The organism is Leptospira ilyithenensis (genome assembly GCF_004771005.1).
Classification (GTDB): domain Bacteria; phylum Spirochaetota; class Leptospiria; order Leptospirales; family Leptospiraceae; genus Leptospira_A; species Leptospira_A ilyithenensis.
Window position 1 is genome coordinate 48,896 of sequence record NZ_RQHV01000066.1, and the last position, 20,957, is coordinate 69,852.

Genomic DNA, 20,957 nt, shown 5'->3' on the forward strand with positions numbered 1-20,957 from the left:
AAAAAGCCTTCCCGGAACAAGGAGAAAATTCTTCCTAAGATTCGAGATCAGGAACCGTAAAATATGATTTTATAATAGATCAGATTGCCCGTTGGGGTTCCGTTGTTTTCGTCTTTAATAAGAATTTTCCAAGTTCCGTCCGCCGGAAAATCCAGATAACCTGAAATTCCGAAAATCTGATCGGTCATCGCCAAACAGTCTTTTGTCGGCAATGTCTTTTTTTCTCCCGAATAACAAAGGTGAGGTTCATGAATCTCCAATGTGCGAACGACAGGACTTGTAGGAGATTGAATTTGAATGCGAATCTCTCCCGGATTGAGGTGATCGGAAGTCAGAACGAGCTTGATGGATTCGATTTTTGTGATTCCTGAGCTGGAAACTGGGATAGATTGAGTACTGAAACTTCCCGACTGGTCAATGGCAAGACTGATTGTTCCTTCTGCGGACCAGGTCTTAAGACTTGCAGAGCCGCCTACGGTTGTCCAACTAGCAGCAGTTTGGAGGGTTTTTTCCGCATCTACCGTGCCGAATCCGTACACGGTGCTGAAATCAACTCCGGGGCTGGTTGTTACCCAACTTGTATCAGATGGATCTGTTTTTTTTGCGGATAAGGCTAAGATTTTTTTTACATCTCTCCAGGTGAAGTTCGGGTATTTTTCCAAAAGAAGGGATACTACTCCGGTCACCATAGGAGCTGCTGCGGATGTTCCGTTGAATGTGGATGTATATTTGTGATTCGTGTAATTAAAACTTGAAGTATCCGGATAAGAACTGTTTCCTCCTCCCGGATTGTAACCCCATTCCGAATTGGCACCCAGATTGTCTGTGGTGGTGATTCCTGTGTCGTTGCTTCCGTCTTTTCCGGTATAGGCAGTTAGCCATAAGTTGGCGCCTTTTTCGGAAAAGGCTGCACGTACTCCCGTATTTAATGCGCCTGCTACCGAAATGACTCCATAATGGTTCGTATAACCGTCGTAATTGGAATTATCCACTTCCGTTCCTACCGGTTCTCCCAAAGTGCCTGCTCCGTTTCCTGCGGCCCAAACATAGATCGTGCCTTTTCCGTCCCGATTATTTGCAATTCCGGATTCGATTGCCGTATAAAAAGAATTAGGTGCTCTTTGGTAATTGCCTGATCCGTCTTCGCTTCCCCAACTGTTGTTGGAAACAAACACGGATTTATTTTCCGTAAGGGATCGGGTCATATGGGAATCCGTACTTTTGGAGAGGTAATTATAAACCAAGAACTCGGAACAAGGTGCAACTCCCGTGATTCCCATACTATTTCCTCCCCGAGCGGAAATGATCCCCGCAACGGAGGTTCCATGATTGGCGAGATTTCCTCCCGGGTCATTGGATGCGAGCCCGTTTGTCCCGTGCAAAAAATTGACGCTGGAGCTGGTCGCATTCGGCTGCAGGTCTTCGTGCTCCCAGAACGGCACCGTCATCTACTATGGAAACAAGGGTTCCTTTGCCGCTGAGACCCATGGACCAGGTAGGTACCACATTTATATCATTGCCGGAGACTCCAGCAGGGTGCAGAGAGGAGTACATGGCTTGCCCGGTGTTCTTCAGATGCCATTGGTAGGAAAACAAACTGTCATTTGGTGTGGAGACAGGGTTGCAAGACTCAGGGGAGTAGGGAGCTGTGGTTCGATTAGAGAGGGTGAGTTGATTGAGCCAAAGAGTTGAATTCTTATCGGATTTTTTGTTTTGGCACTGGAAAAGGCAGAAGGCAACCAAACAGATTGTTACTAGCAACTGAAACATAGGAAATGCCGCCTTTGAACGCATTTCCATAATAATCGCAACTGCTAAATTGCTACAAAAATATTAAATTTATGGCGAATAACCCTTAAGCTGCTTTAGAAACTTTAAGAGTGTCCTTAATTCTTTCGTGATCATCTGCCAAAAGGACGATATTATCAAAATAGGATTTAAAATCAATCCTGCCTGAGGAGAAATCCTCATGGAGTAGTGCTAAAAGGAGATAAAACATGGTGCCTCCAGTTCGGAACGAAATTAGCAATGTGACATAATTCGGAAAGTCTTTTTCCAAAACTGCAAAACAGTTCGTTCCATTTTTCTATCGGAAGGAAGCGAAAATCAGGGGAGAAATTTTTTTACTCTTGGGATTGTATAGCCTCTATTTGGGTCTAAATCGTGAAAAATTTGTTTTCAGTGTAATCTTTCCCGGAATCAGGAGTTGTCCATCCGCCAAAACCAGCAAACGAAGGTTTAATGAAGTAGGGCCCTAAATGAAAAAGTTTTACTCTCCTGTCATAAAATAGTAATTGAGAGATGTTCTACTGAATCTATGTTAGCTACAAAGTACTTAAAGCCTATGAAACCAAATCATTACACAGAAATTCCCGCCAATTTCACTTTGAACCTAGAGGTTTTGGCAGATTATGATATCCACAAACACATCAGTGCAAGAGGTATTACCTTTATTCACCCGAACCCTTTTGATGTTTCTGCGATTATTAAAGTATCTTTAAAGATGATTTCTTTGACCGGATCGGTTGATTTTTTAGTAAAGGTACTTAAATGTACCAGGTCGGAAGGTGAAAAGTTGTATGAATTGCATTGCAATTTTTACGATACGAATGCGGAGAAAGAAGATGAGGTCTTGGGTTTTATAAAAAGTTTTTAAGGTGCCAAAGATTTCTCAAGAGCCGGAGCAAACTGATCTTCGTTCATTAGTTTTTCTTTTGAAACTTGTGCTATTAAAAACTTCGTAGGTGAAAAGAAACCATCCGTTCCAAAGGAATAGCCACCGCCTAATGCTGATCCGAAACCTGCTCTGATTTCAAAGTGCAGGTGAGACGGATAACTCCCTCCTGCATCTCCGATCGTTCCTATCCATTCTCCTTTTTTGACCATCTGACCCGGTTCTACTTCTATTGTGTAAAGATGAGCATAGAGAGACTCGATAAAGAAGAACCTACCTTTTTCGGGGCTTGGATGTTTATGAACAATTCTTACTATTTTCCCCCATCCTCCTCCGTAATCAGCTGTTAGGCTGACAATTCCGTTAGCAATGGAGTAAATGGGTGAACCGAAATCGGAGTCTCCTCCTCCTATATAATTCCAATCTTCTCCAAGGTGAAATCGATAACCGAACTTAGGATTTTCAGTTCCAAACTTTTGGGCAATGTAAAAGCCTTCGCCAAATTTTCCTCCTACGGGAAATTCATATGAGTCCACATAAAATTGCGGGTAACGCTGGTAGATGGAAACAGGGTCTACTTTTTTTTCTGCCGTACCGCCGCCTAGCCAAGCGAAGAGGGGGTTTCCTTGGTAACCAAGTCCTTTCGGAGATTGGCATTGGGTAAGGAGACAAAGGTTTAAAAGTAAAATTGCTAATGCTAATTTTTGCGCGGATTTTTTGAATCCGCGCGGGTTGTATTTAGGCCCTTGCCAAAGATTTTTTGGACTTAGAAATTTCCTTAGTGTTTGTTTTGGAAATGGATTTTTCAAAATCTTCCGCTTTAGCTGAAATTGGATAAACATGGTTTTCTGCGTCTGCCCGTTTTTTGCCAGTTTTCATTTCCTTTTTCATTTGGTATAGAAAACTATCAAAGTCTACTTGAATTGTATGTCTTGCGCTGGACACATATCTTTTTCGCATTGCGGTTTGATCATTTTTAATCCACTTATGCATTTCTTTTTCCGAAGGTAGTTTGTAATTGCCTGATAGATACTGAGCAATCCATTTTCCTTGCATTTCCGCGAGGGGCATAATTGCACCGAGCGGTTGCATCAGACCGACAAAGATAAGATTATTGATTTCCGGCTTCATCATTTTGAAAAAAAGCGGGATGTAGTTATTTGGCGCAGAAAGAAAATTTTCATCGAAGAACGGGAATTTTATGGCATAACCCGTGCAATAGATAATGACATCTGCATTTTCTTCGGAACCGTCCGCAAATTGGATTTTTTTTCCTTTTAATTCTTTGATCGCTGCTTTGTATTTGATGTCCCCTCTCCCTAATCTTACTAGAAGGTCTTGGGAAACAGTCGGATGCGCCGAAGCAAACTTGTGATCAGGTTTGGGAAGGCCGAAATCTTCCATTTTTCCAACACCATATCGAATTAGAAGATGGCCAAGAGTTTGCTGAATCCAAAAGGGAACCCATGGAGGAATATTTGTCGTTAGTTTGTCGAGTGGTTTTCCAAATAGGTAATTCGGAATTACATAAGCTCCTCGCCGGGAAGAAAGAAATACTTTTTTAGAAATACCGGGTCTGGAAAGCTCAACTGATATATCCATTGCACTATTTCCCATCCCCAGGATGACAACATTCTTTCCTTCGCAATTAACAGGTGTTTTTGGGTCAACATAAGAATGAGAATGGATTGTCTCGCCTGAAAATTTTCCCGGAAAAGCGGGATCAGGCCATTTTTCACTCCAATGGTGTCCGTTTGCAACAACTAACGCGTCGTAGTATTTTGCAGGACCTTTTCCCGGAGTGATTTTCCAGATTCCTTCAGGAGTTCGTTCCGCTTTTTTAATTCCGTTCTTGAACTGGATGTGCTTTCTCAGTCCAAAGTGATCAACAAAATTACCAAAGTATTTTTGAATCGGTTCATGGTTCGGATAATCAGCATAATCCTTTGGCATTGGATAGTCTCGGTATTCCATCCGATCTCTATGGGTATTGATATGCAGGGATTTATAAATATTGCTTAGTCCGTTATCGTTCTTATAACGCCAATTTCCTCCGACATCACTGCCTTTTTCGTAACAATCAAATGGAATTCCATTTTCCTTTAAGGATTTAATTACTGTTATGCCGGAGGAACCCGCACCGATTACGCAAACTCGTGGTAAAGTCATATATTGATTCTCTAAGATGAGAATCTTACCTAAAAAGGAACGGCGTTTCAAGAATTATTTGCAATATTTGCCAAAAAAGACTCAGAAAGACCGTGAATTTGCCAATAATTGGCTGATGGAAGGTCACCTCCATCGCTCCGGAACATTGGAATGGGAATCTGCTAAATGGAAAATTTCGATTTTATAGGTTTGGGAGAGGGCATCGAGGTATTGGTGGGATTGGATTGAGCGAAGGAATGTAGTACCTCTTACCAACCCCAACTCACGCACAGCCTTCAACCAACCCAGCTCGGCCAATTCCAACATTATCGCCAGCAATCTTGATCTTGAGATCCCCAAACCGTGAGACATTATATCCATTTCGATGAGCTCTTTATCCGCAATCCTGCAGCTGACTTTTTTTAAATCCAACCCTTCTTTTTGGTAAGTTCGAGTGAGTTTCTCTCGCTTTTTCACAATTAAGGCTTGGTAAATCAAGTATGCAGATTCCTCCAGTAGGTTACGTATGTGCCCTGAAAGAGTAAAATACCGATTTTTAGAAATTATCAATTTATCAATGAGGTCATTTGGAATCAAAAAGGATGTGCTTGAAGTTGCTTCAGGGTTGAGGCGGTAATGAATTTCCGGAGATTTTTCGACCGCCAAACGTTTATGAACAAATTCCCAATTTTTAAAATCGCTAAAATCAACAGTAAGTTCTTCCATCTAGGAAGAGAAGGTTTATTTTCGGGTTAGTTGGTTCCAAATTTTTTTAAATAAGCAAAAACTTGATCTTGGGACATTCTGCTTGCGTTCGAAAATTCCCCGCCTTCCGTAGACGCTACAATTTTCAGCGGATTCGGTGCCAGAATCACAAGAGCAGGGATCCCTTTTCCAATAGGATGACCTAACTTTTCATCTAAATCAAGATTCTTATCAAATCGCCCCACATCCACTTTCAAGATAATATAATTTTTCTGAATTAGACTTTTAATTTCCGGGGAAACTAACATTCGATCCAGGGCCTTGCAATCTGGGCACCAATCCGCACCAAACAGTACAATCAAATTTTTATTTTCCTTTTCCGCATAACGAAGAGAATCCTCGTATAAAGAAATAATCGACGTGGGTTTTTGTGCACAAGAATTCACAAAAATCAAAATACAAAATAGTGTAATATTTATTATGTTAAGAATGTTGAGCGCAGTCTTCATACTTCTAAGCCTGATTTCCTTTTGCTGGTTAATAAAACTATAATCGAACTCCAACCAAAAAAAATCGCCGGAGCGATTAGCGAGGAATGAATTCGAACGTAAGCGGTATGCAGATGCCAAGAAATGTCTTTATTTGAAATGATAAAGAGGAAATTATAAATAACCAAAATAATGAACATGTGAAGAGCAACAATTATAAAACCCATCCTCTTTACAAAGAGACCTAACGTGATCGCTATAAAAAATATACCACTCATCATTGAGAATTGAAAAGTAAAAAAATAAATATTAATAAAAGATAACTTTCCAAGAATCAACTCCCAAGTTAGCTTTCCTCTAACATCGCCTCGGTTAAAATCCTCAGGAATCAATTGATTCCCTTTGTATTTCCAGTAGATTAATAATAATATGATAAGTATGGACGGTAATAGTAGGTAGAAAAGATTTTTGATTCGCGCGGGTTCGTTTTTGCCGACAAACCTATTGCTCAAAACACAAACAATCGAATATAAAAATAAAATCGCGCCTACATAAATGATTCCTTCGTTTTTTACTATTAACGGAGCTGCAAAAACCAGTCCATAATTTAAGGTTCCGACATAAGAACCATTTTCCAAATCGGTTTCTGGCCCATGAATTAGAGAATAATAAATCACGGTCAAAAAACAACTCAACGCCATTTCCGCACAAAGATCGGAAACAATTGCCAACACTTGCGAATTCATTGCCAAAATCAATAAAGGGAACATTAGGTAAACATAATGTAGTTTTTTCGATTGAGAATAGAGTAAAAACACGAACCCGATGACAATAAAAAATAAAACCTGAATTCCATAGGAAATCCATTCACTCCATCCTCCGAGCAGAATGGCAATCGAAGAATGAACCAAAGGAAGACCTAACGGATAATCCTTATGCGGCCAATAATCATTAGAAAAGTTTACTTGGTTACCGAACAAAAATTCATTAGTTATCGATTTTGCTTTTAGGTTCCAAATTGCCCAGGCATCCCACATCCCGTATGGTTCCGCAATCAAACGCAGATACATTCCGTAAACTCCGATGATCACATATACGATCAATATCAGATAATAGGAAAAAGGGATGCTTCGAACAGTTGTAAGAATAAAGCGGAATTTTTTATAAACCAGATGATAGATCAAAAAGAAAATTGCACAAAAAATCACCGGGCTGAATAAAAATCGATTTTGGGCCGGCAAAATCAAAATCAAAAAATAGGATAAAATCGAAAGTATATAAAAGCCAAAAATAAAGACGTTCATGGTTTTATCTGAAACAGATTGTAATTTTTGGAAGTCTGCACAATAGTATCTGCCGAATTCCGATTTTGAATCTTATCCTTGGAGGTCAGGATTAATGTTGATGAACTCATGTTAGGCGACCAATCGTTTTCTTTTACATTTATCTCACAAGGAGTGAAACTATATTCAATGACTTGGCGGATCAGCACTTGATTCGGGCTTGTGGTTTCCGGAACCAAAATAAACAGTTCGGGACATTTTGATGGGTCCAATGGGAATTCGGCAAATTCACGAAGAATGGAGTTTGCCGATCGATTCGGAGGGAGCTCCGCCGCGACATTTTCGAAATGTTTTCTATAAAACTTCTGAAATTTGATATAAGAAAGGTAAGACTCCCTTAAGAGAAAAAGGGAGTAGGTGAGTATAAGTAAAGTTAAAATGCGAGAAGCCAAGGCTCCCTTATTTTTTAACTAACTCTTTGAGGATTTCTTGTCTTTTTTTATCTTTATCGAATTGAGAAAGACCTTGCCATTCTCTCTTAAGTTGTTTTTCGGAAACACCTTTGAAAGTAGCGAATTTTCCCAAAATTTTTGCTGTTTTTGCGTTCATGCCTGTCATCCTGTTTTTAAGATATTTTCTGTCAACGTACATCCACAGATTCCTTGACCAGTAACGGACGGAAGAAACATAGTAAGTCCAAGAAATTTTTATCCTTATGAATAAACAACTCTCCGATCGTTATGAGCCAGAATCCGTAGAATCGAAATGGATTCTGAAATGGCAGGAAACCAATGCTTTCTTGCCCGATGAAAATGCGAAAGAAAGTTTTTCCATTGTCATCCCTCCTCCCAATGTCACGGGAAATTTGCATATCGGCCATGCTCTCAATCATACGATTCAAGACATAATCATTCGAATTGAACGGAAAAAAGGGAAAAATGTTGTCTGGGTCCCCGGCATGGACCATGCCGGAATCGCCACTCAGGTTGTCGTTGAACGAGAGTTAGCCAAAGAGGGAAAAAAGCGGACCGATTTTACCAGAGAAGAGTTCAATGCAAAAGTCTGGGAATGGAAAGCCCATTCCGGGGGAATCATAGCCAAACAACAAAGACTGCTCGGTGAGTCAGTTGATTGGAGTCGGGAGCGTTTTACTTTTGATGAAGGACTTTCAAAAGCGGTAACGGTCGTATTTAAAAGGTTATACGAAGAAGGTTTGATTTATCGGGGAGAAAGGATTATCAATTGGTGCCCTGTTACCAAAACGGCAATCTCAGATATAGAAGTCGAGTATAAGGAAAAACTGGGAAAACTTTATCATATTCGTTACCCTAAGGCCGACGCTTTAAAAACGAAAAAGGATGTCAAATCCCTTAGCAAAGACGATTACATTGTGGTAGCTACCACAAGACCCGAAACGATGTTCGGTGACGTTGCGGTTTGCGCGAACCCCGATGATTCACGTTACCAATCCTTAAAAGGGAAGTTCGTCGTCCTTCCTTTGGTAAATAAAGAAATTCCAATACTGTTTGATTCCTTCGTAGATAAAGAATTCGGTTCCGGTCTTGTAAAAATTACTCCGGCGCATGATCTCAATGACTACGAAGCCGGACTTAGACTCGGCCTGAAGCCCCTTATGATCCTAAATCTTGACGGAACTCTCAATGAAAATACGGGCAAGTATTCGGGGATAGATCGTTTTGAAGCCAGAAAGAAAGTAGTCGAGGAATTGGAATCTCTTGGCTACATCGATAAAATAGAAAACCATACTCACAGTGTCGGTCACAATCAAAGAGGCGGCGCTGTCATCGAGCCACTTCTTTCCACTCAATGGTTTGTTAAAATAGAAAATCTCGCAAAACCAGCGTTAAATATAGTTCGGTCCGGCAAAATCCAGTTCCAACCGAAGATGTGGGAAAAAACCTATTTCGAATGGATGGAAAATATCCGGGACTGGTGTATTTCCCGTCAGCTTTGGTGGGGACATCGCATTCCCGCTTATTATCTTGCCGACGGTTCCATGGTAGTTGCGGAATCCACGGAAGAAGCGATCGAACTCTTTCAAAAATCAGGCAAACAGGTAATTGCTTCCGAAATCAAACAGGATGAAGATGTATTGGATACCTGGTTTTCTTCGGGACTTTGGCCTTTTTCCGTTTTCGGCTGGCCTGACCAAACAGATGATATACGAAAGTATTACCCAACTGCGGTACTAGTAACCGGCTTCGATATCATTTTCTTTTGGGTAGCCCGAATGATTATGAACGGACTTAAATTTATGGGAGATGTCCCTTTCCATAAAGTTCTGATCCACGGACTTGTGCGCGACAAAGACGGTAAAAAATTCAGTAAATCCGTTGGCAATGTGATAGATCCGCTGGATATGATGTCGAAGTACGGAACGGACTCGTTTCGTTTCTTTCTCGCAGCGGTTTTGCCGGAAGGAAAGGATATCCTGTTCGATGAATCCAGGTTAGACGGTTATCGTTCCTTCTGCAATAAGATTTGGAATTCAAGTCGATTCATTTTCATGAATCTTCCTTCTGAGTTTAAAATCAGGGACTTGGATGTAAACAAGTTGGAAGAACAAGACCTTTGGATTTTGCATGAATTCGATAAGACATTGGCTTCATATGAAAAAGCATATTCCGATTATCATTTCTTTGAAATGGCGAACCTGGTTTATGATTTTATCTGGGGTTCTTTTTGTGATTGGTACATTGAACTTTGCAAGGCGAGGATTTACGGAAACCTAACACCGGAATCTCAAGACACTGCAAGACAAGTTCTTGTGCATATACTTCTGAAGGCACTCGGACTTTTGCATCCTTTTATGCCTTTTCTTACGGAAGAGATTCATTCCTTTTTGAAAGACGAATTGTTGACCAGGTCGGAATTTCCGAAACCGTTCGGAGTTTCTTCCGACAACCCTGCGGTTAAGAAAATGGAACTTCTGCAAGAGATTGTAACAAAAGTTAGAAATATGCGCGCTGAACTCGGGGTGAAACCGGAAAAAAAATGCCAAGTGATTATCAAGTCACAAGACAAAACCGTTTCTCTGATCATTGAAAAAGAAAACAAATCCATGCTTCAGCTTGCCAAAGCAGATTCCATTCTGTTCGATAATGATTACACCTTGGCAAATACCGATTCTGTCGGCTCTTTTTCCATAGGAGAAATCATTCTTCCTCTTGCGGGGATCTTTGATTTTGAAAAAGAAAAACAAAGATTGGAAAAAGAGAAAAAACAAATCATTGCAGAGATTGAAAAATTAGAAGCAAAGATTCATAATCCCGCTTTTGTAGAAAAAGCAAAACCCGAGGTAGTGGAAAAAGAAAAAGAAAAGCACGCTACTTGGAAAGAAAAGCTGGAAAGCACATTACGAGCGTTAGAGAAAATTGAAAAATAAACTTAAAGTTTTGTTAATTGGCGGTGGTGGTAGGGAACATGCTCTTGCGCAATCCATACTCCAATCTTCCCATCTGGAAGAACTAAAAGTTTTTCCGGGCAATGGCGGTTTTGACTCCCATTTGATTTTAAACTCGAATGAAATTTCGATCACGGATAAAAACAAATTTCTGGCTTATATCAAAAATTCAAATACGGACTTGGTCGTAGTCGGGCCCGAAGATCCTTTGGTTGCGGGACTTGCGGATTGGTGTGACGAAATTCAAATTCCTTGTTTCGGGCCGTCCGCCTATTGTGCGCAAATAGAAGGGTCGAAACATTTCGCAAAAGAAATGATGAAAGACGCTTATATCCCAACTGCATCTTTCGCAGTTTTTGAAGACTTTCATTCTTCTTGGTCCTATTCTCAAAAGCAGATGTTTCCTCTGGTTGTCAAAGCGGACGGTCTGGCTGCAGGAAAAGGTGTAACTGTTGCACTTACCCTTGATGAAGTTAAGCAAGCATTAAATGATATATTCATAGAACAGAAATTCGGTGCAAGCGGTGCAAAGGTTGTGATCGAATCCTTTCTGGAAGGAAATGAGGCATCTTTATTTGTAATTACCGACGGCAAAAATTACACCTGCCTTCCGGCAGCCCAAGACCACAAACGGGCGTTTGATGGTGATGTGGGTCCGAATACCGGTGGTATGGGTGCTTATGCGCCTGCACCGATTGTCAGCGATACGGTTTTAAAAGAAGTAAAAAAGACCATCATTGAACCGATTCTTGCCGAATTTCGAAATAGAAAATTTCCTTACAAAGGGCTTCTCTATGTAGGCCTTATGATTTCTAAAGATCAAAAACCGAATGTTGTAGAATTCAATTGCCGGTTTGGCGATCCGGAAACTCAATGTGTTCTTCGTTTGATTGATGAAGATATACTTCCGATTTTTTATCAGGCGTCCACCAACTCTTTAAAATCCAGAGATTTGAAATTAAAGCCGGGAGCCAGCGCTGTCGTAGTTCTTGCGGCAAAAGGTTATCCTGATGCTCCGATGAAAGGGATCGAGTTGGAGATTCCACCTCCGGCGGATTCCGTTTTGGTATTTCACGCAGGAACCAAAAAAGACGCATCTGACAAATTGATTTCCACCGGAGGAAGGATTTTAGGAATTACAGCCGTATCGATAAGTTTGAAAGAAACATTGAATCAATGCTATAATTTTCTTTCCAAAATTTCAGCGCCGAATACTTTTTACCGTCGTGATATAGGAAAACGGGCTTTATAATGTCTTTTGCAATTTCAGGTCATGTAAAAAATTTTGAGAAGGGCAGTCTTCGCAATTTTGAAAAACATCTAGGCATTATTTTATCCGAAAACCAGCCTCACTTGCAGCAGCATATCATGATCCGACGCGCTTTACTTCAGTTAGGTGGGTCTGTCGATGTGCTTAGCGGTCTCAGCCGGCAGGAATTATTATCTTTTATTTTCGTCTTAACCCAGTTTGGTGACGTCACTCGGACGGAAACACCGTTAGAATATATGCAGATCGAATCCATTCCCTATGTGGTGCAGTGGAAAAAAGGTCATTATATGATTCCGTTGGAGATTCTGGAGTATCTATCTCATGAAAGGATCTTTCGGGACCAAGGTTATTTGTTCGCATTGATTCCCTCTCTCTCTATCAAAGAAAAAAAATCCTGGATTCGTTGGATGGGAGTGGATTTTGAAAAGGGAGGTGATCGGGATTTAAATTTCGAAATCTATTTTCAATGCAGGCTTTTACAAAAACCTTTTTTAGGAAAATCTCTTGTCCAGGAATCTGAAATCGAAATCGAACAAATTTGGCCCAAGGGCAAAAACGAATACATTGATTGGTTTTATAAGGGTCTTTCCACTTTCTACTATTCCATGGAAGAAATGAGCAAACAAGAAAGAGATCCGTTTTTGGTCCATGTGATTGAACTGATCAAAGCAGGGAAATTCATTCTAAAAAAATTACCGGATACCTACGGAAAGGAAAGCCGATTTTCTCTTATTTCAACTGTAGAGGGCAATACTCCCCAATTACGCGAAACCGTCTTCCAGTGGGAAGAAGAGAGAATTCGCAAAGACTCTCTCTTTTAGTTTCGATTTTCGCTTTTAATTATCACTCTCCTAATTATTTTGATTTTGTAACCACATGGATCGTTCGCTCAAAGAACTTAAAAAACAAACCCAAGAAACAATCATTAGGTTTAAAGAATACTGGGATCTCCACAACTTTCAGGAAGATTTCGACCGTTTGCAATCCTTGGTGGAAAAGGCAAATGATCCTAAACTATGGGACAATGCCGACCAGGCAAAGACCGTAACTCAGAAAAGAAACGAGTTGCAGATGAAATTGGACCCTTGGCTGGAATTGCAAAAGGAATTATTGGAATTGCCCGATTTGATCGAGCTTACCAGCGAAGAACTGGGGGAAGAAGGTTTGCCCAGTCTCAATTCCGATTATGAAAAATTATACGGCAAATTTGAAGACTTGCAGATGTTAGATGCTCTTTCCGGCAATGACGACGATAAGCCCGCATTTATCAATATTCATCCGGGTGCCGGCGGCACGGAATCTCAGGATTGGGCGGATATGCTACTTCGAATGTACACCCGTTATTGTGAAAAAAAAGGATACCAGGTTTCGCTTGTTGACTATCAGGAAGGCGAGGCGGCTGGTATCAAGAATGCTACCTTATATGTGCATGGTGATCATCCTTTCGGATATTTAAAATGCGAATCCGGTGTGCATCGATTGGTTCGAATCTCTCCGTTCGATTCCAATAAAAGAAGACATACTTCCTTTGCTTCGGTTTACGTAACTCCCGAGGTTGATGATGATATCAAAATCAATATTGAAGAAAAAGACCTGCGGATCGACGTGTATCGTTCTTCCGGTGCCGGTGGTCAGCACGTAAATACGACGGATTCGGCAGTTCGAATCACTCACGTTCCGTCCGGTGTTGTGGTTGCTTGTCAGAATGAAAGATCTCAGATTAAAAACAGAGATACCGCCATGAAAATGTTGAAGGCAAGACTTTATGAAATGGAAAAACAAAAAGCGGCAGAGGAAAATGAAAAGAAAGCCGGAGAAAAAAGAGACATCTCTTGGGGTTCGCAAATTCGAAGTTATGTGTTCCATCCTTATAATTTGGTGAAAGACCACCGTACCGACTTTGAAACGGGAAATGTACACGCTGTGATGGACGGAGACTTGGAAGGTTTTGTCATCGCATTTCTGAAATACGTAACAAATTTAAAATTCGGTGTGAAAGCGTAAATGGCCCAGTCTCAGGATATTTCGAGCACAATTCGAAAGATCCAGAAAGAAATCCATGTTTTACCGAATATTTCCGACAGACTCAATTATATTCTGGATGTCACCTTGTCTTTGTTTGGTGCCACTACGGGAAGTATTTCCATTACAGACCAGGAAGAACATGTTCTTACGATCGTTGCCGCAAAAGGTATGGATTGGGAGAAAAAAATCGCCGTAAAATTACCTTTCAATTTAGGGGTAACGGGTAGAGCCGCATCTTCCCGGGAAATCATTTATGCACCCGATGTTACCAAAGATGCCAATTATATCAAACTGATCGAATCTGTAAGATCAGAACTCGCGATTCCGCTTGTGACCCGAGATACTACGATCGGAGTTTTGAACCTGGAGTCCGACAAGGTGGATTTTTTCCAGCCTGCGATCATCAACCAAGCCAATTTATTCGCATCTCAACTGACAATAGTTATATTGGAAGAACGGATTGCAAAGGAAGCCGTTGAAAAATCGAAACGGGAAGAAGATCGGGTAGAAGAGATTTTGGGTTACGATCCTTTGATTTTATTTTTAAAAAACAGAATTCGCCAGGTAGGACCTTCCGATACTTCCGTAATGATCATCGGAGAAGAAGGTGCTGGTAAAAAATTAGTCTCAAAATCCCTTCATTTTGTTTCCCAAAGAAAAAACAAAGCATTTCTTACAGTCGATTGTGCAGGACTTAGTCATGAGTTATTGGAAGCGGAATTGTTCGGCTCCTATTCCGGTAAAATTTTCAATGCGGGAAAATTGGAACAGGCAAATGGCGGATCGATTTATATTGAATCAATCGGAGATCTTCCTTTTGATCTGCAAGAGCGGTTGCTTGTCACTTTAAGAGAGAAAAAAATTCCAAACCCAAACTCGGATGAAACCAATGTTTTGAGCCTAAGGGTCTTTACCGGAAGCAAACGGGATTTATTAGATGAAATTCAAAATGGAAAATTTTCCATGGATTTATATTATCGCCTAGCGGAAGTTCCACTTAGAGTGCCCCCTCTTCGGGAAAGAAGAGGGGATATTCCTCTTCTTGCAAACCATTTCATCTATACTTACAATCGCCAATATGGAAAAAATAAAACACTTACAACCGAAGCTTTGCGTGCTTTAGCCATTATGCCTTGGGGAGGAAATGTAAGGCAGCTGCAGAGCGCGGTTCAATACTCCGTGTTAGTTGCACCAGAAGCCGAACTAGTCGCAACCTCCTTTGCTCAAAGTTCTTTAGGCAAATTGGAATCCGATTTGCCTGTGAGTCAAATGGGAGGTTCGAACCTGTCCATTCCTCCGGACATTTTGACCCCAAGTGAGAATCTCTCTTTGAAAATTGCAACGGAACGACTGGAAGCAGTCTGGATCAAGGAAGCATTTCAAAGGGTTTCCACACAGGAGGAAGCCGCCAAACTTCTAGGGATTAGCCGAGGTGCTCTCCAATATAAGATCAAAAACAACCAATTTCTTATCGGATACAACTCCTAGGGCCATCTAATTTGGAAAATGGCTCGATTCGGAGCACCCTCGGGTCGATATAAAACATATGGGGTGTTTACGTGGCTGATAGTTATTACCGAACCATAAAAGGCAAACAATATGATCGGGAGTTACTCGAGATCGTCGAGAAGGCTACTAAACGTACCAAATCCCCTTTAAACAAAAATGTTGCCAAGAACCTTTTTGAAGCCATCAAAGATGGAAACGATTATACCGAGATCGAAAAAAGGACCGTAAAATACATTCGGGAAAACTTCAGTTTCTCGGAAGAGGCGGACGAATACCTGCGAACAGAGATTCGCAAATGGGCGGCAAAGATTTCGGTCGCTGTCAAAAAACCTTCTACTAAAAAAACTACTTCTAAAAAATCAAAATCATCGAACACAAAATCGAAAAGTAAAATTTTCGAAGAAGAGGAAGATTCAATTTCTTATTTTCATTCTTATGATGAATCAGAAGAAGATATCGCTCCGACTCCGGAATACGATGAGTTAATAGAACTGAATAATTATGGAAAGAAGCAACCAAAACCTTATAAAAAATGGATTTTAATCGCTTTAGTAGTCATTGTAGTTCTTGCCATTGCCTATCTTGCAAAAACATGTTCTTGCGCATCTTCCAAGGATACCGTTTCCAAACAAACAAACGTTACTTCAGCTAATTCTCATGCCGCTCCGAAAATTGATTTGAATCGAGTGGAAGTGGAAGAAGGAAAGGTCACTTCTCAGTTTAAATCCCGTGGAGAAGCGATTCGGTATATCAACGATTTGAAGATCCGGTTTATCAAACAATCTTTAACACTTTCTTCGGATGCTCCCGATCAAATTGCAACTCTTGCTTCCGTATTGAAAGAATATCCTGAAATCAATGTAAGAATCAAAGGACATACTTGTTTTATCGGGGAATTGGATGAAAATAAAATTTTATCGGACGAACGTGCGAAATTCATCAAAGATGAATTGGAAAAAAGCGGAGTGAGTTCTTCCCAGTTGGATTACAGAGGTTTCGGAGAAACTACAAATATAGATACAAACTATACGGAAGCGGGAAGGATACAAAACAGACGAGTCGACTTTTCTGTATTAGGTGTTGATGCGTCAAAGGAAAAAAAACCTTAGACTAAAGACTCTTCAGCCAAACGGTATAAGGTTTTTTTAAGATTCTTTTTTGTTGTGTTGAGGGATTCGAAAAGTCCCTCATACAAAAGCATTGACTTTTTTGCAATACCCAATTGGACATTTTCTCTTTCTTCCAAACTCAATTGGTCTTCATATCCTTCCGTTATCGTCAAAATCGTTCTTTGGATTCCCAGACTTAAGATTTCGTTCAATCCTTTTTTCTGAGATACCATCTTATCAATCGAATCCATTTTATTGAGATCTTCCTGGAACCTTTGAGGATGAATTTGATTTGTTTTAATTTGAGAATATAATTTTTTAGAAAGTTCCAATCCTCTTTTCACAGGAATGGAAAATTCATTCAGATGTTTTATGACTTCATCAAGTTTGCTGAGAAGAGAGGCCGCTGGAATATAATCGGTTGTTCCATCGGCGAGTGTCCGGATTTTTTTACGAACCGGATCGGCCTGCAACCTGTCGGAGTCCGTAAAACTACTATTAAACTCCTTATTGGGAATCCCTTCCAAGTCCGCTCCGTTTTTGGTCAAGTTGATCCAATTGTTTTCCTTTGCATTGGATTCGAACCATTTTTTAAAAATCAGCATCTTTTCATTGGTTAGGTGATCTTCTCCGTTTTTTCCTTTTACTTTTTTGGGAGGAAGTGCTGACAATTGGCGATAGTTATGAAGTTCCCTTCTGAATCGGCGCGACTCTTTATAATTTAATCGTTCTTCCATTATAGCGCCTTTGGAATGAGCCAAGCCTTTCGTAAAAGATAAATCCTGACCTACTAAAAATGTTTCCTTCGACTCCATAAGTGTGGCAAGACTTGCTGCGTTCGTAGAAACGGAACCGCCGAAAGGAACATGGCCGATTTCTTTTTCCGCAACTTCTTCTAAGACTTTGACCATAGGAAAAGGAGAAGAAGTAAAGAAACCCTTCTTCGGACCTGATTCCAACCGCAAACTCAAGTAAGTGGAAGTCGGATCAAATATAAGAATCGAATTTCCCATATGACTCTCCAGATACTGGCTATTCAAAGCTTGGGGATCAACTGAATAAACCAAATCCGGTTCTATCTTAAAATGATCTAAGATTGGTAAGGCGGTATCAACCGCAATCATTACATAATGATCCCGGTATTGGATGATTTCTTCTATGCTTTCATAGAGACTGGGTCCTGCCGAAACAACCAGTACTTTCGTGTTTTTGGCCAAACCGAAGAGTAAAGAGACAGGTTTCATCCGAATGAGATCGGAAAGATTGAAACATATATTTTTTGCCCAGATCTTTTCAAATCGGGTGAGCGTGGCTAGGTTTACGTCTTTTTTATGGAAGGTTTGTTCAGCGATGGAACGAAGTCGCGCATACTCCGATTCTTTCCAGGCCCAGGAACTTCTATGAGGAACAAATGTAATCGGAGTCGTTGCTTTTCCTTTAAACGCTATGGTCATTTCATTTTCGTTAGTTGCATGCAGGATCAGGATTAATTTTTCCGAAGAGAGCGCGGACGAAAAATCAAATAGGGAAAATGCCGCCTTGACTAAAAAAGGATGGGGTTCCATCCAAACTACATCAATATTCTTTTTTTTCAGTATATCGGGTAGTATGTATCCGAGGCCAGCACCAAACAAAAGATAAACTCTTTTTTCGTTGTCATCGGGAAGTTCTGCAACCAATCGGTTCGCTTCTTTTTTGGGATCATGTTTGCTATGGAGAAAGATACCGTCGAGTTCGATCGTCCAGTCTCCTGATTTTGTTTTTTGCAAAGCGGAAGGAATTTCGCTCTCTCTGATTTCTTTTGCAAAATCATCTGAAACCGATTTTAAATTTTTTTCTAAAAGATCTTGATTCATCGAAATGGAAACTAGTTCTCGAGAAACAGTTTAATCTGTGTTATGGATTTTACGGGAGTACCCGGATCGGGTTCTTGTTTCATAACAAAGCCCGATCCGATGATCTGATAGGGAAGCCCCAATTTTTTTAGTATAACCAAACTTTCGGAAACGGTAACTCCTGTAAAATCAGGTACGATCTTCGGATCCAGTTTGAATTGTTTTTCTTTTTTGGTTCTCAAAACATAGTTTTGCGGTTTTTCACTTCTTTCCACAATGGGAATGATACTTTCCACAACTTCCCGGAATACAGGTGCGGCAATCCCGCCTCCCGTATGTGCGGTTCCTCCGGGTTCGTCGAAAAGAATAAGGCCGACATACTTTGGTTTGTCGGCAGGAAAAAATCCCAAAAAAGAGGCGGTAAATAAACCTTGGCTATAACCCTGACCGGCCGTTGATTTTTGTGCCGTTCCCGTTTTTCCCGCGATGAAATAATTTTCCAAGTATGCCTTTTTGCCGGTTCCCGAAGTGACTGCTTTGCTCATTGCTTCCACAACTTTTTCAGCGGCACCTTTTTTCACTCCCAAGGGTTCGCTTCTAGCAACAAACTCGTGAACAAGCTCACCGTATGAGTTTGTTATATGGGAAACAACCGAGGGCTCATACATGATTCCTCCGTTGATCACCGCCGCAGCGGATGTGATCAGCTGTATCGGTGTAACGGACAAACCTTGACCGATAGAATAGAAGAAAGGTGTGCTTTTGTTCCATTTGGAAAGGGGGGAAAGATAACCTCTTGCTTCGTGTAAGGAAAAATTCGTTCGTTTCCCGAAATGAAACTGATCCAGATAACGGTGAAAGGTAACGTCTGAGATTTTTTGAGACGCTTTGATGATTCCTACGTTGCAAGAGTATTGCAATATTTCCTCCAAGTCCACAGGTCCGTGCTGTTCATTGCATCGGATGATGGTTTTTCCCACTTCTATAAATCCCGGACAGTAAAATTTTTCATGAGGAAGAATGGCGCCTTCATTTAACAACATCAATGCGATAAATATTTTTATGGTGGAACCCGGCTCGTATACATGACGGATCCCCCAATTGGTTTGGGCTTCGGGAGGAAAATCCTGAAAATGGTTCGGATCAAAATTGGGATAGGAAGCCATAGCAAGAATTTTGCCGGTTTCCGCATCCATTATGATTCCTATTCCCTTTTTGGATTGGGTTTCCAGAAATGCCTTGCCCAATGATTTTTCCAACCGGTATTGAATGATACTATCTATTGTTAAGTGGACATTGTTTCCTTTGGCAGAGTCTGCATCGGCAGCTGATAACAGTTCCAGATTATAGATTGTTTCGAGTCCCGAGAGCGCTTTGTCATCATCATAACCGGTGAAACCGATCAGGCTCGAGGCAAGAGATCCTTGCGGGTAAATTCTTTTGAATTCTTTTTCTACGCGCACTCCGGGCAAAGCAAGTGCTTTGATTTGATTTGATTTTTTCTGTTCAATTTCGCGTTTTAATAGAAAATAATTCTGTTTCTCCCGAATCGTATTGAATAGTTTTTCCGGAGAGATTTCCAAGATCGGCGCTAATTCCTGGGAAGTCAGCTCCGGGTCATATATGTTAGGCGGATCAATCCCTATTGTGGAAGATTCTTGAGATAGGGCAAGCTCGATTCCTCGTCTGTCGTAGATAGTACCTCTTTGAACCAGTTTGCCGGCCTTCAAGTTGATGATATTGTCGTTAAAGTAGGTAAGATAGATGACTCTTATGAAAAGAATGAAAAAAAGACCGAGCAGTAGATAAAATATATAGCGAAGTCTGAGTTTGCTTTCGTTCATTGTTAAAAATAAAAAATGACTTTACCTTTGATTTTTTCCACAGGGACCAAACCCATACTTCTGGAATCGGTCGAATATTCCCGATTGTCACCTAATAAAAGATAGTATCCGGGAGGGATTCTTCCCTGAGAGTTCATTGCCAAAAAAGGTGAATTTTTAAGATTTAGAAATATGGAATTGTCCGGTTCGCTTGTGAAACTTCCCTGAGGAAGATAATTTTCGAGTAACATTTGTGAGTCGATTACTACTCTTCCGGCTTCAATGGAATAAAACTCACCCGGCAAACCGATCACTCTTTTGACGATCAGATCGCCTTCCTGGTTTGCAAATAGAACCAGATCCAACTTTTCAATCTTTGGCTCCCGATATGCCCAGGGAGTGCCGAAAAATTTAGCCGAAATGGCAAACCCAGCTTTCCATACGAAGGCTATGGAACCGTTTTCGAGGGTAGGATACATTGAATTTCCCTGAATGGAATAAACCTGAAACAGAAAGATCCGGGTTAAAAGCAAAATCCCGCAAAAAAGTAACAATCCCAAGATCCGTTTCAAGTAACGTTTTATCTTTTTTTTCAAAGGGATGATTTCTCTTTCTTTATCCATGGGTCGTTTCTAAAATAAAAATCATTCGTGATTTTTACTCC

At 40.7% G+C, this 20,957-nt stretch carries 19 protein-coding genes; 7 read left to right on the forward strand and 12 right to left on the reverse strand.

The features are described from left to right. Positions 1-47 precede the first annotated feature (47 nt). Both EHS11_RS19215 and EHS11_RS19220 read right to left on the reverse strand, forming a co-directional pair. A complete protein-coding gene (locus EHS11_RS19215; protein ID WP_135766011.1) occupies positions 48-1,448 on the reverse strand; it encodes a S8 family serine peptidase in 1,401 nt (466 codons plus the stop codon). Beyond that, positions 1,351-1,794: a hypothetical protein gene (locus tag EHS11_RS19220; RefSeq protein ID WP_167884506.1), complete on the reverse strand. Its 444-nt coding sequence runs from the start codon at positions 1,792-1,794 to the stop codon at positions 1,351-1,353. Before EHS11_RS19220 ends, EHS11_RS19215 begins: the two co-directional genes overlap by 98 nt. Positions 1,795-2,344: 550 nt before the next feature. Between EHS11_RS19220 and EHS11_RS19225 the strand changes: the two genes are divergently transcribed. Continuing rightward, a complete protein-coding gene (locus tag EHS11_RS19225; protein WP_135766095.1) occupies positions 2,345-2,656 on the forward strand; it encodes a PilZ domain-containing protein in 312 nt (103 codons plus the stop codon). Here the strand turns inward: EHS11_RS19225 and EHS11_RS19230 are convergent. The 7 genes from EHS11_RS19230 to EHS11_RS19260 all read right to left on the reverse strand — a co-directional run bounded on the left by EHS11_RS19230 (position 2,653) and on the right by EHS11_RS19260 (position 7,949). After that, positions 2,653-3,483: a M23 family metallopeptidase gene (locus EHS11_RS19230; protein WP_246048083.1), complete on the reverse strand. Its 831-nt coding sequence runs from the start codon at positions 3,481-3,483 to the stop codon at positions 2,653-2,655. The two genes, EHS11_RS19225 and EHS11_RS19230, sit on opposite strands and share 4 nt — an antisense overlap. After that, positions 3,413-4,843, reverse strand: a complete 1,431-nt coding sequence (locus EHS11_RS19235) for an NAD(P)-binding domain-containing protein (RefSeq protein WP_135766014.1) — start codon at positions 4,841-4,843, stop codon at positions 3,413-3,415. Before EHS11_RS19235 ends, EHS11_RS19230 begins: the two co-directional genes overlap by 71 nt. 123 nt (positions 4,844-4,966) lie before the next feature. After that, entirely contained in the window at positions 4,967-5,548 is a 582-nt protein-coding gene (locus tag EHS11_RS19240) for a DUF1564 family protein (RefSeq protein ID WP_135766015.1), read from the reverse strand. 26 nt (positions 5,549-5,574) lie between these two features. Continuing rightward, positions 5,575-5,973 carry a thioredoxin family protein gene (locus EHS11_RS19245; protein WP_246048084.1) on the reverse strand — a complete coding sequence of 133 codons (399 nt, stop codon included), beginning with the start codon at positions 5,971-5,973 and terminating at the stop codon, positions 5,575-5,577. Between the two features lie 59 nt (positions 5,974-6,032). After that, positions 6,033-7,319, reverse strand: coding sequence for a hypothetical protein (locus EHS11_RS19250; RefSeq protein ID WP_135766017.1), 1,287 nt, complete (start codon positions 7,317-7,319; stop codon positions 6,033-6,035). Next, positions 7,316-7,750: a hypothetical protein gene (locus EHS11_RS19255; protein ID WP_135766018.1), complete on the reverse strand. Its 435-nt coding sequence runs from the start codon at positions 7,748-7,750 to the stop codon at positions 7,316-7,318. Before EHS11_RS19255 ends, EHS11_RS19250 begins: the two co-directional genes overlap by 4 nt. Positions 7,751-7,757: 7 nt before the next feature. Beyond that, positions 7,758-7,949: a hypothetical protein gene (locus EHS11_RS19260; protein ID WP_109021879.1), complete on the reverse strand. Its 192-nt coding sequence runs from the start codon at positions 7,947-7,949 to the stop codon at positions 7,758-7,760. Positions 7,950-8,013: 64 nt separating this feature from the next. Between EHS11_RS19260 and EHS11_RS19265 the strand changes: the two genes are divergently transcribed. The 6 genes from EHS11_RS19265 (at position 8,014) to EHS11_RS19290 (ending at position 16,635) form a co-directional block, all read left to right on the forward strand. Next, positions 8,014-10,704, forward strand: coding sequence for a valine--tRNA ligase (locus EHS11_RS19265; RefSeq protein ID WP_135766019.1), 2,691 nt, complete (start codon positions 8,014-8,016; stop codon positions 10,702-10,704). Then, positions 10,694-11,974, forward strand: coding sequence for a phosphoribosylamine--glycine ligase (gene purD / locus EHS11_RS19270; RefSeq protein WP_135766020.1), 1,281 nt, complete (start codon positions 10,694-10,696; stop codon positions 11,972-11,974). The genes EHS11_RS19265 and purD overlap by 11 nt, the downstream gene beginning before the upstream one ends. Then, on the forward strand, positions 11,974-12,813 hold the full coding sequence (locus EHS11_RS19275; RefSeq protein WP_135766021.1) for a hypothetical protein: 840 nt from the start codon (positions 11,974-11,976) through the stop codon (positions 12,811-12,813). Before purD ends, EHS11_RS19275 begins: the two co-directional genes overlap by 1 nt. Before the next feature lie 55 nt (positions 12,814-12,868). Continuing rightward, entirely contained in the window at positions 12,869-13,996 is a 1,128-nt protein-coding gene (gene prfB / locus EHS11_RS19280; RefSeq protein ID WP_135766022.1) for a peptide chain release factor 2, read from the forward strand. After that, a complete protein-coding gene (locus tag EHS11_RS19285) occupies positions 13,997-15,505 on the forward strand; it encodes a sigma 54-interacting transcriptional regulator (RefSeq protein ID WP_135766023.1) in 1,509 nt (502 codons plus the stop codon). It abuts the gene before it with no gap. A 71-nt stretch (positions 15,506-15,576) separates the two neighbouring features. Then, positions 15,577-16,635 carry an OmpA family protein gene (locus EHS11_RS19290; RefSeq protein WP_135766024.1) on the forward strand — a complete coding sequence of 353 codons (1,059 nt, stop codon included), beginning with the start codon at positions 15,577-15,579 and terminating at the stop codon, positions 16,633-16,635. On the opposite strand, the gene EHS11_RS19295 is transcribed toward EHS11_RS19290, so the two are convergent. The 3 genes from EHS11_RS19295 to lepB are packed head-to-tail and all read right to left on the reverse strand — an operon-like array spanning position 16,632 to position 20,916. Further along, positions 16,632-18,491 carry a motility associated factor glycosyltransferase family protein gene (locus tag EHS11_RS19295; RefSeq protein ID WP_135766025.1) on the reverse strand — a complete coding sequence of 620 codons (1,860 nt, stop codon included), beginning with the start codon at positions 18,489-18,491 and terminating at the stop codon, positions 16,632-16,634. The genes EHS11_RS19290 and EHS11_RS19295 overlap by 4 nt on opposite strands. An 11-nt stretch (positions 18,492-18,502) precedes the next feature. Then, entirely contained in the window at positions 18,503-20,314 is a 1,812-nt protein-coding gene (locus EHS11_RS19300) for a penicillin-binding protein (protein ID WP_135766026.1), read from the reverse strand. 2 nt (positions 20,315-20,316) lie between these two features. After that, on the reverse strand, positions 20,317-20,916 hold the full coding sequence (lepB, locus tag EHS11_RS19305) for a signal peptidase I (RefSeq protein ID WP_135766027.1): 600 nt from the start codon (positions 20,914-20,916) through the stop codon (positions 20,317-20,319). Between the last annotated feature and the right edge of the window lie 41 nt (positions 20,917-20,957).

Excerpts from the sequence above, each read along its gene's own strand:
- EHS11_RS19215 (WP_135766011.1), bottom strand. The coding sequence starts at position 1,448 with ATGACGGTGCCGTTCTGGGAGCACGAAGACCTGCAGCCGAATGCGACC.
- EHS11_RS19220 (WP_167884506.1), bottom strand. The coding sequence starts at position 1,794 with ATGCGTTCAAAGGCGGCATTTCCTATGTTTCAGTTGCTAGTAACAATC.
- EHS11_RS19225 (WP_135766095.1), top strand. The coding sequence starts at position 2,345 with ATGAAACCAAATCATTACACAGAAATTCCCGCCAATTTCACTTTGAAC.
- EHS11_RS19235 (WP_135766014.1), bottom strand. The coding sequence starts at position 4,843 with ATGACTTTACCACGAGTTTGCGTAATCGGTGCGGGTTCCTCCGGCATA.
- EHS11_RS19240 (WP_135766015.1), bottom strand. The coding sequence starts at position 5,548 with ATGGAAGAACTTACTGTTGATTTTAGCGATTTTAAAAATTGGGAATTT.
- EHS11_RS19250 (WP_135766017.1), bottom strand. The coding sequence starts at position 7,319 with ATGAACGTCTTTATTTTTGGCTTTTATATACTTTCGATTTTATCCTAT.
- EHS11_RS19260 (WP_109021879.1), bottom strand. The coding sequence starts at position 7,949 with ATGTACGTTGACAGAAAATATCTTAAAAACAGGATGACAGGCATGAAC.
- EHS11_RS19265 (WP_135766019.1), top strand. The coding sequence starts at position 8,014 with ATGAATAAACAACTCTCCGATCGTTATGAGCCAGAATCCGTAGAATCG.
- EHS11_RS19275 (WP_135766021.1), top strand. The coding sequence starts at position 11,974 with ATGTCTTTTGCAATTTCAGGTCATGTAAAAAATTTTGAGAAGGGCAGT.
- prfB (WP_135766022.1), top strand. The coding sequence starts at position 12,869 with ATGGATCGTTCGCTCAAAGAACTTAAAAAACAAACCCAAGAAACAATC.
- EHS11_RS19285 (WP_135766023.1), top strand. The coding sequence starts at position 13,997 with ATGGCCCAGTCTCAGGATATTTCGAGCACAATTCGAAAGATCCAGAAA.
- EHS11_RS19295 (WP_135766025.1), bottom strand. The coding sequence starts at position 18,491 with ATGAATCAAGATCTTTTAGAAAAAAATTTAAAATCGGTTTCAGATGAT.
- EHS11_RS19300 (WP_135766026.1), bottom strand. The coding sequence starts at position 20,314 with ATGAACGAAAGCAAACTCAGACTTCGCTATATATTTTATCTACTGCTC.
- lepB (WP_135766027.1), bottom strand. The coding sequence starts at position 20,916 with ATGGATAAAGAAAGAGAAATCATCCCTTTGAAAAAAAAGATAAAACGT.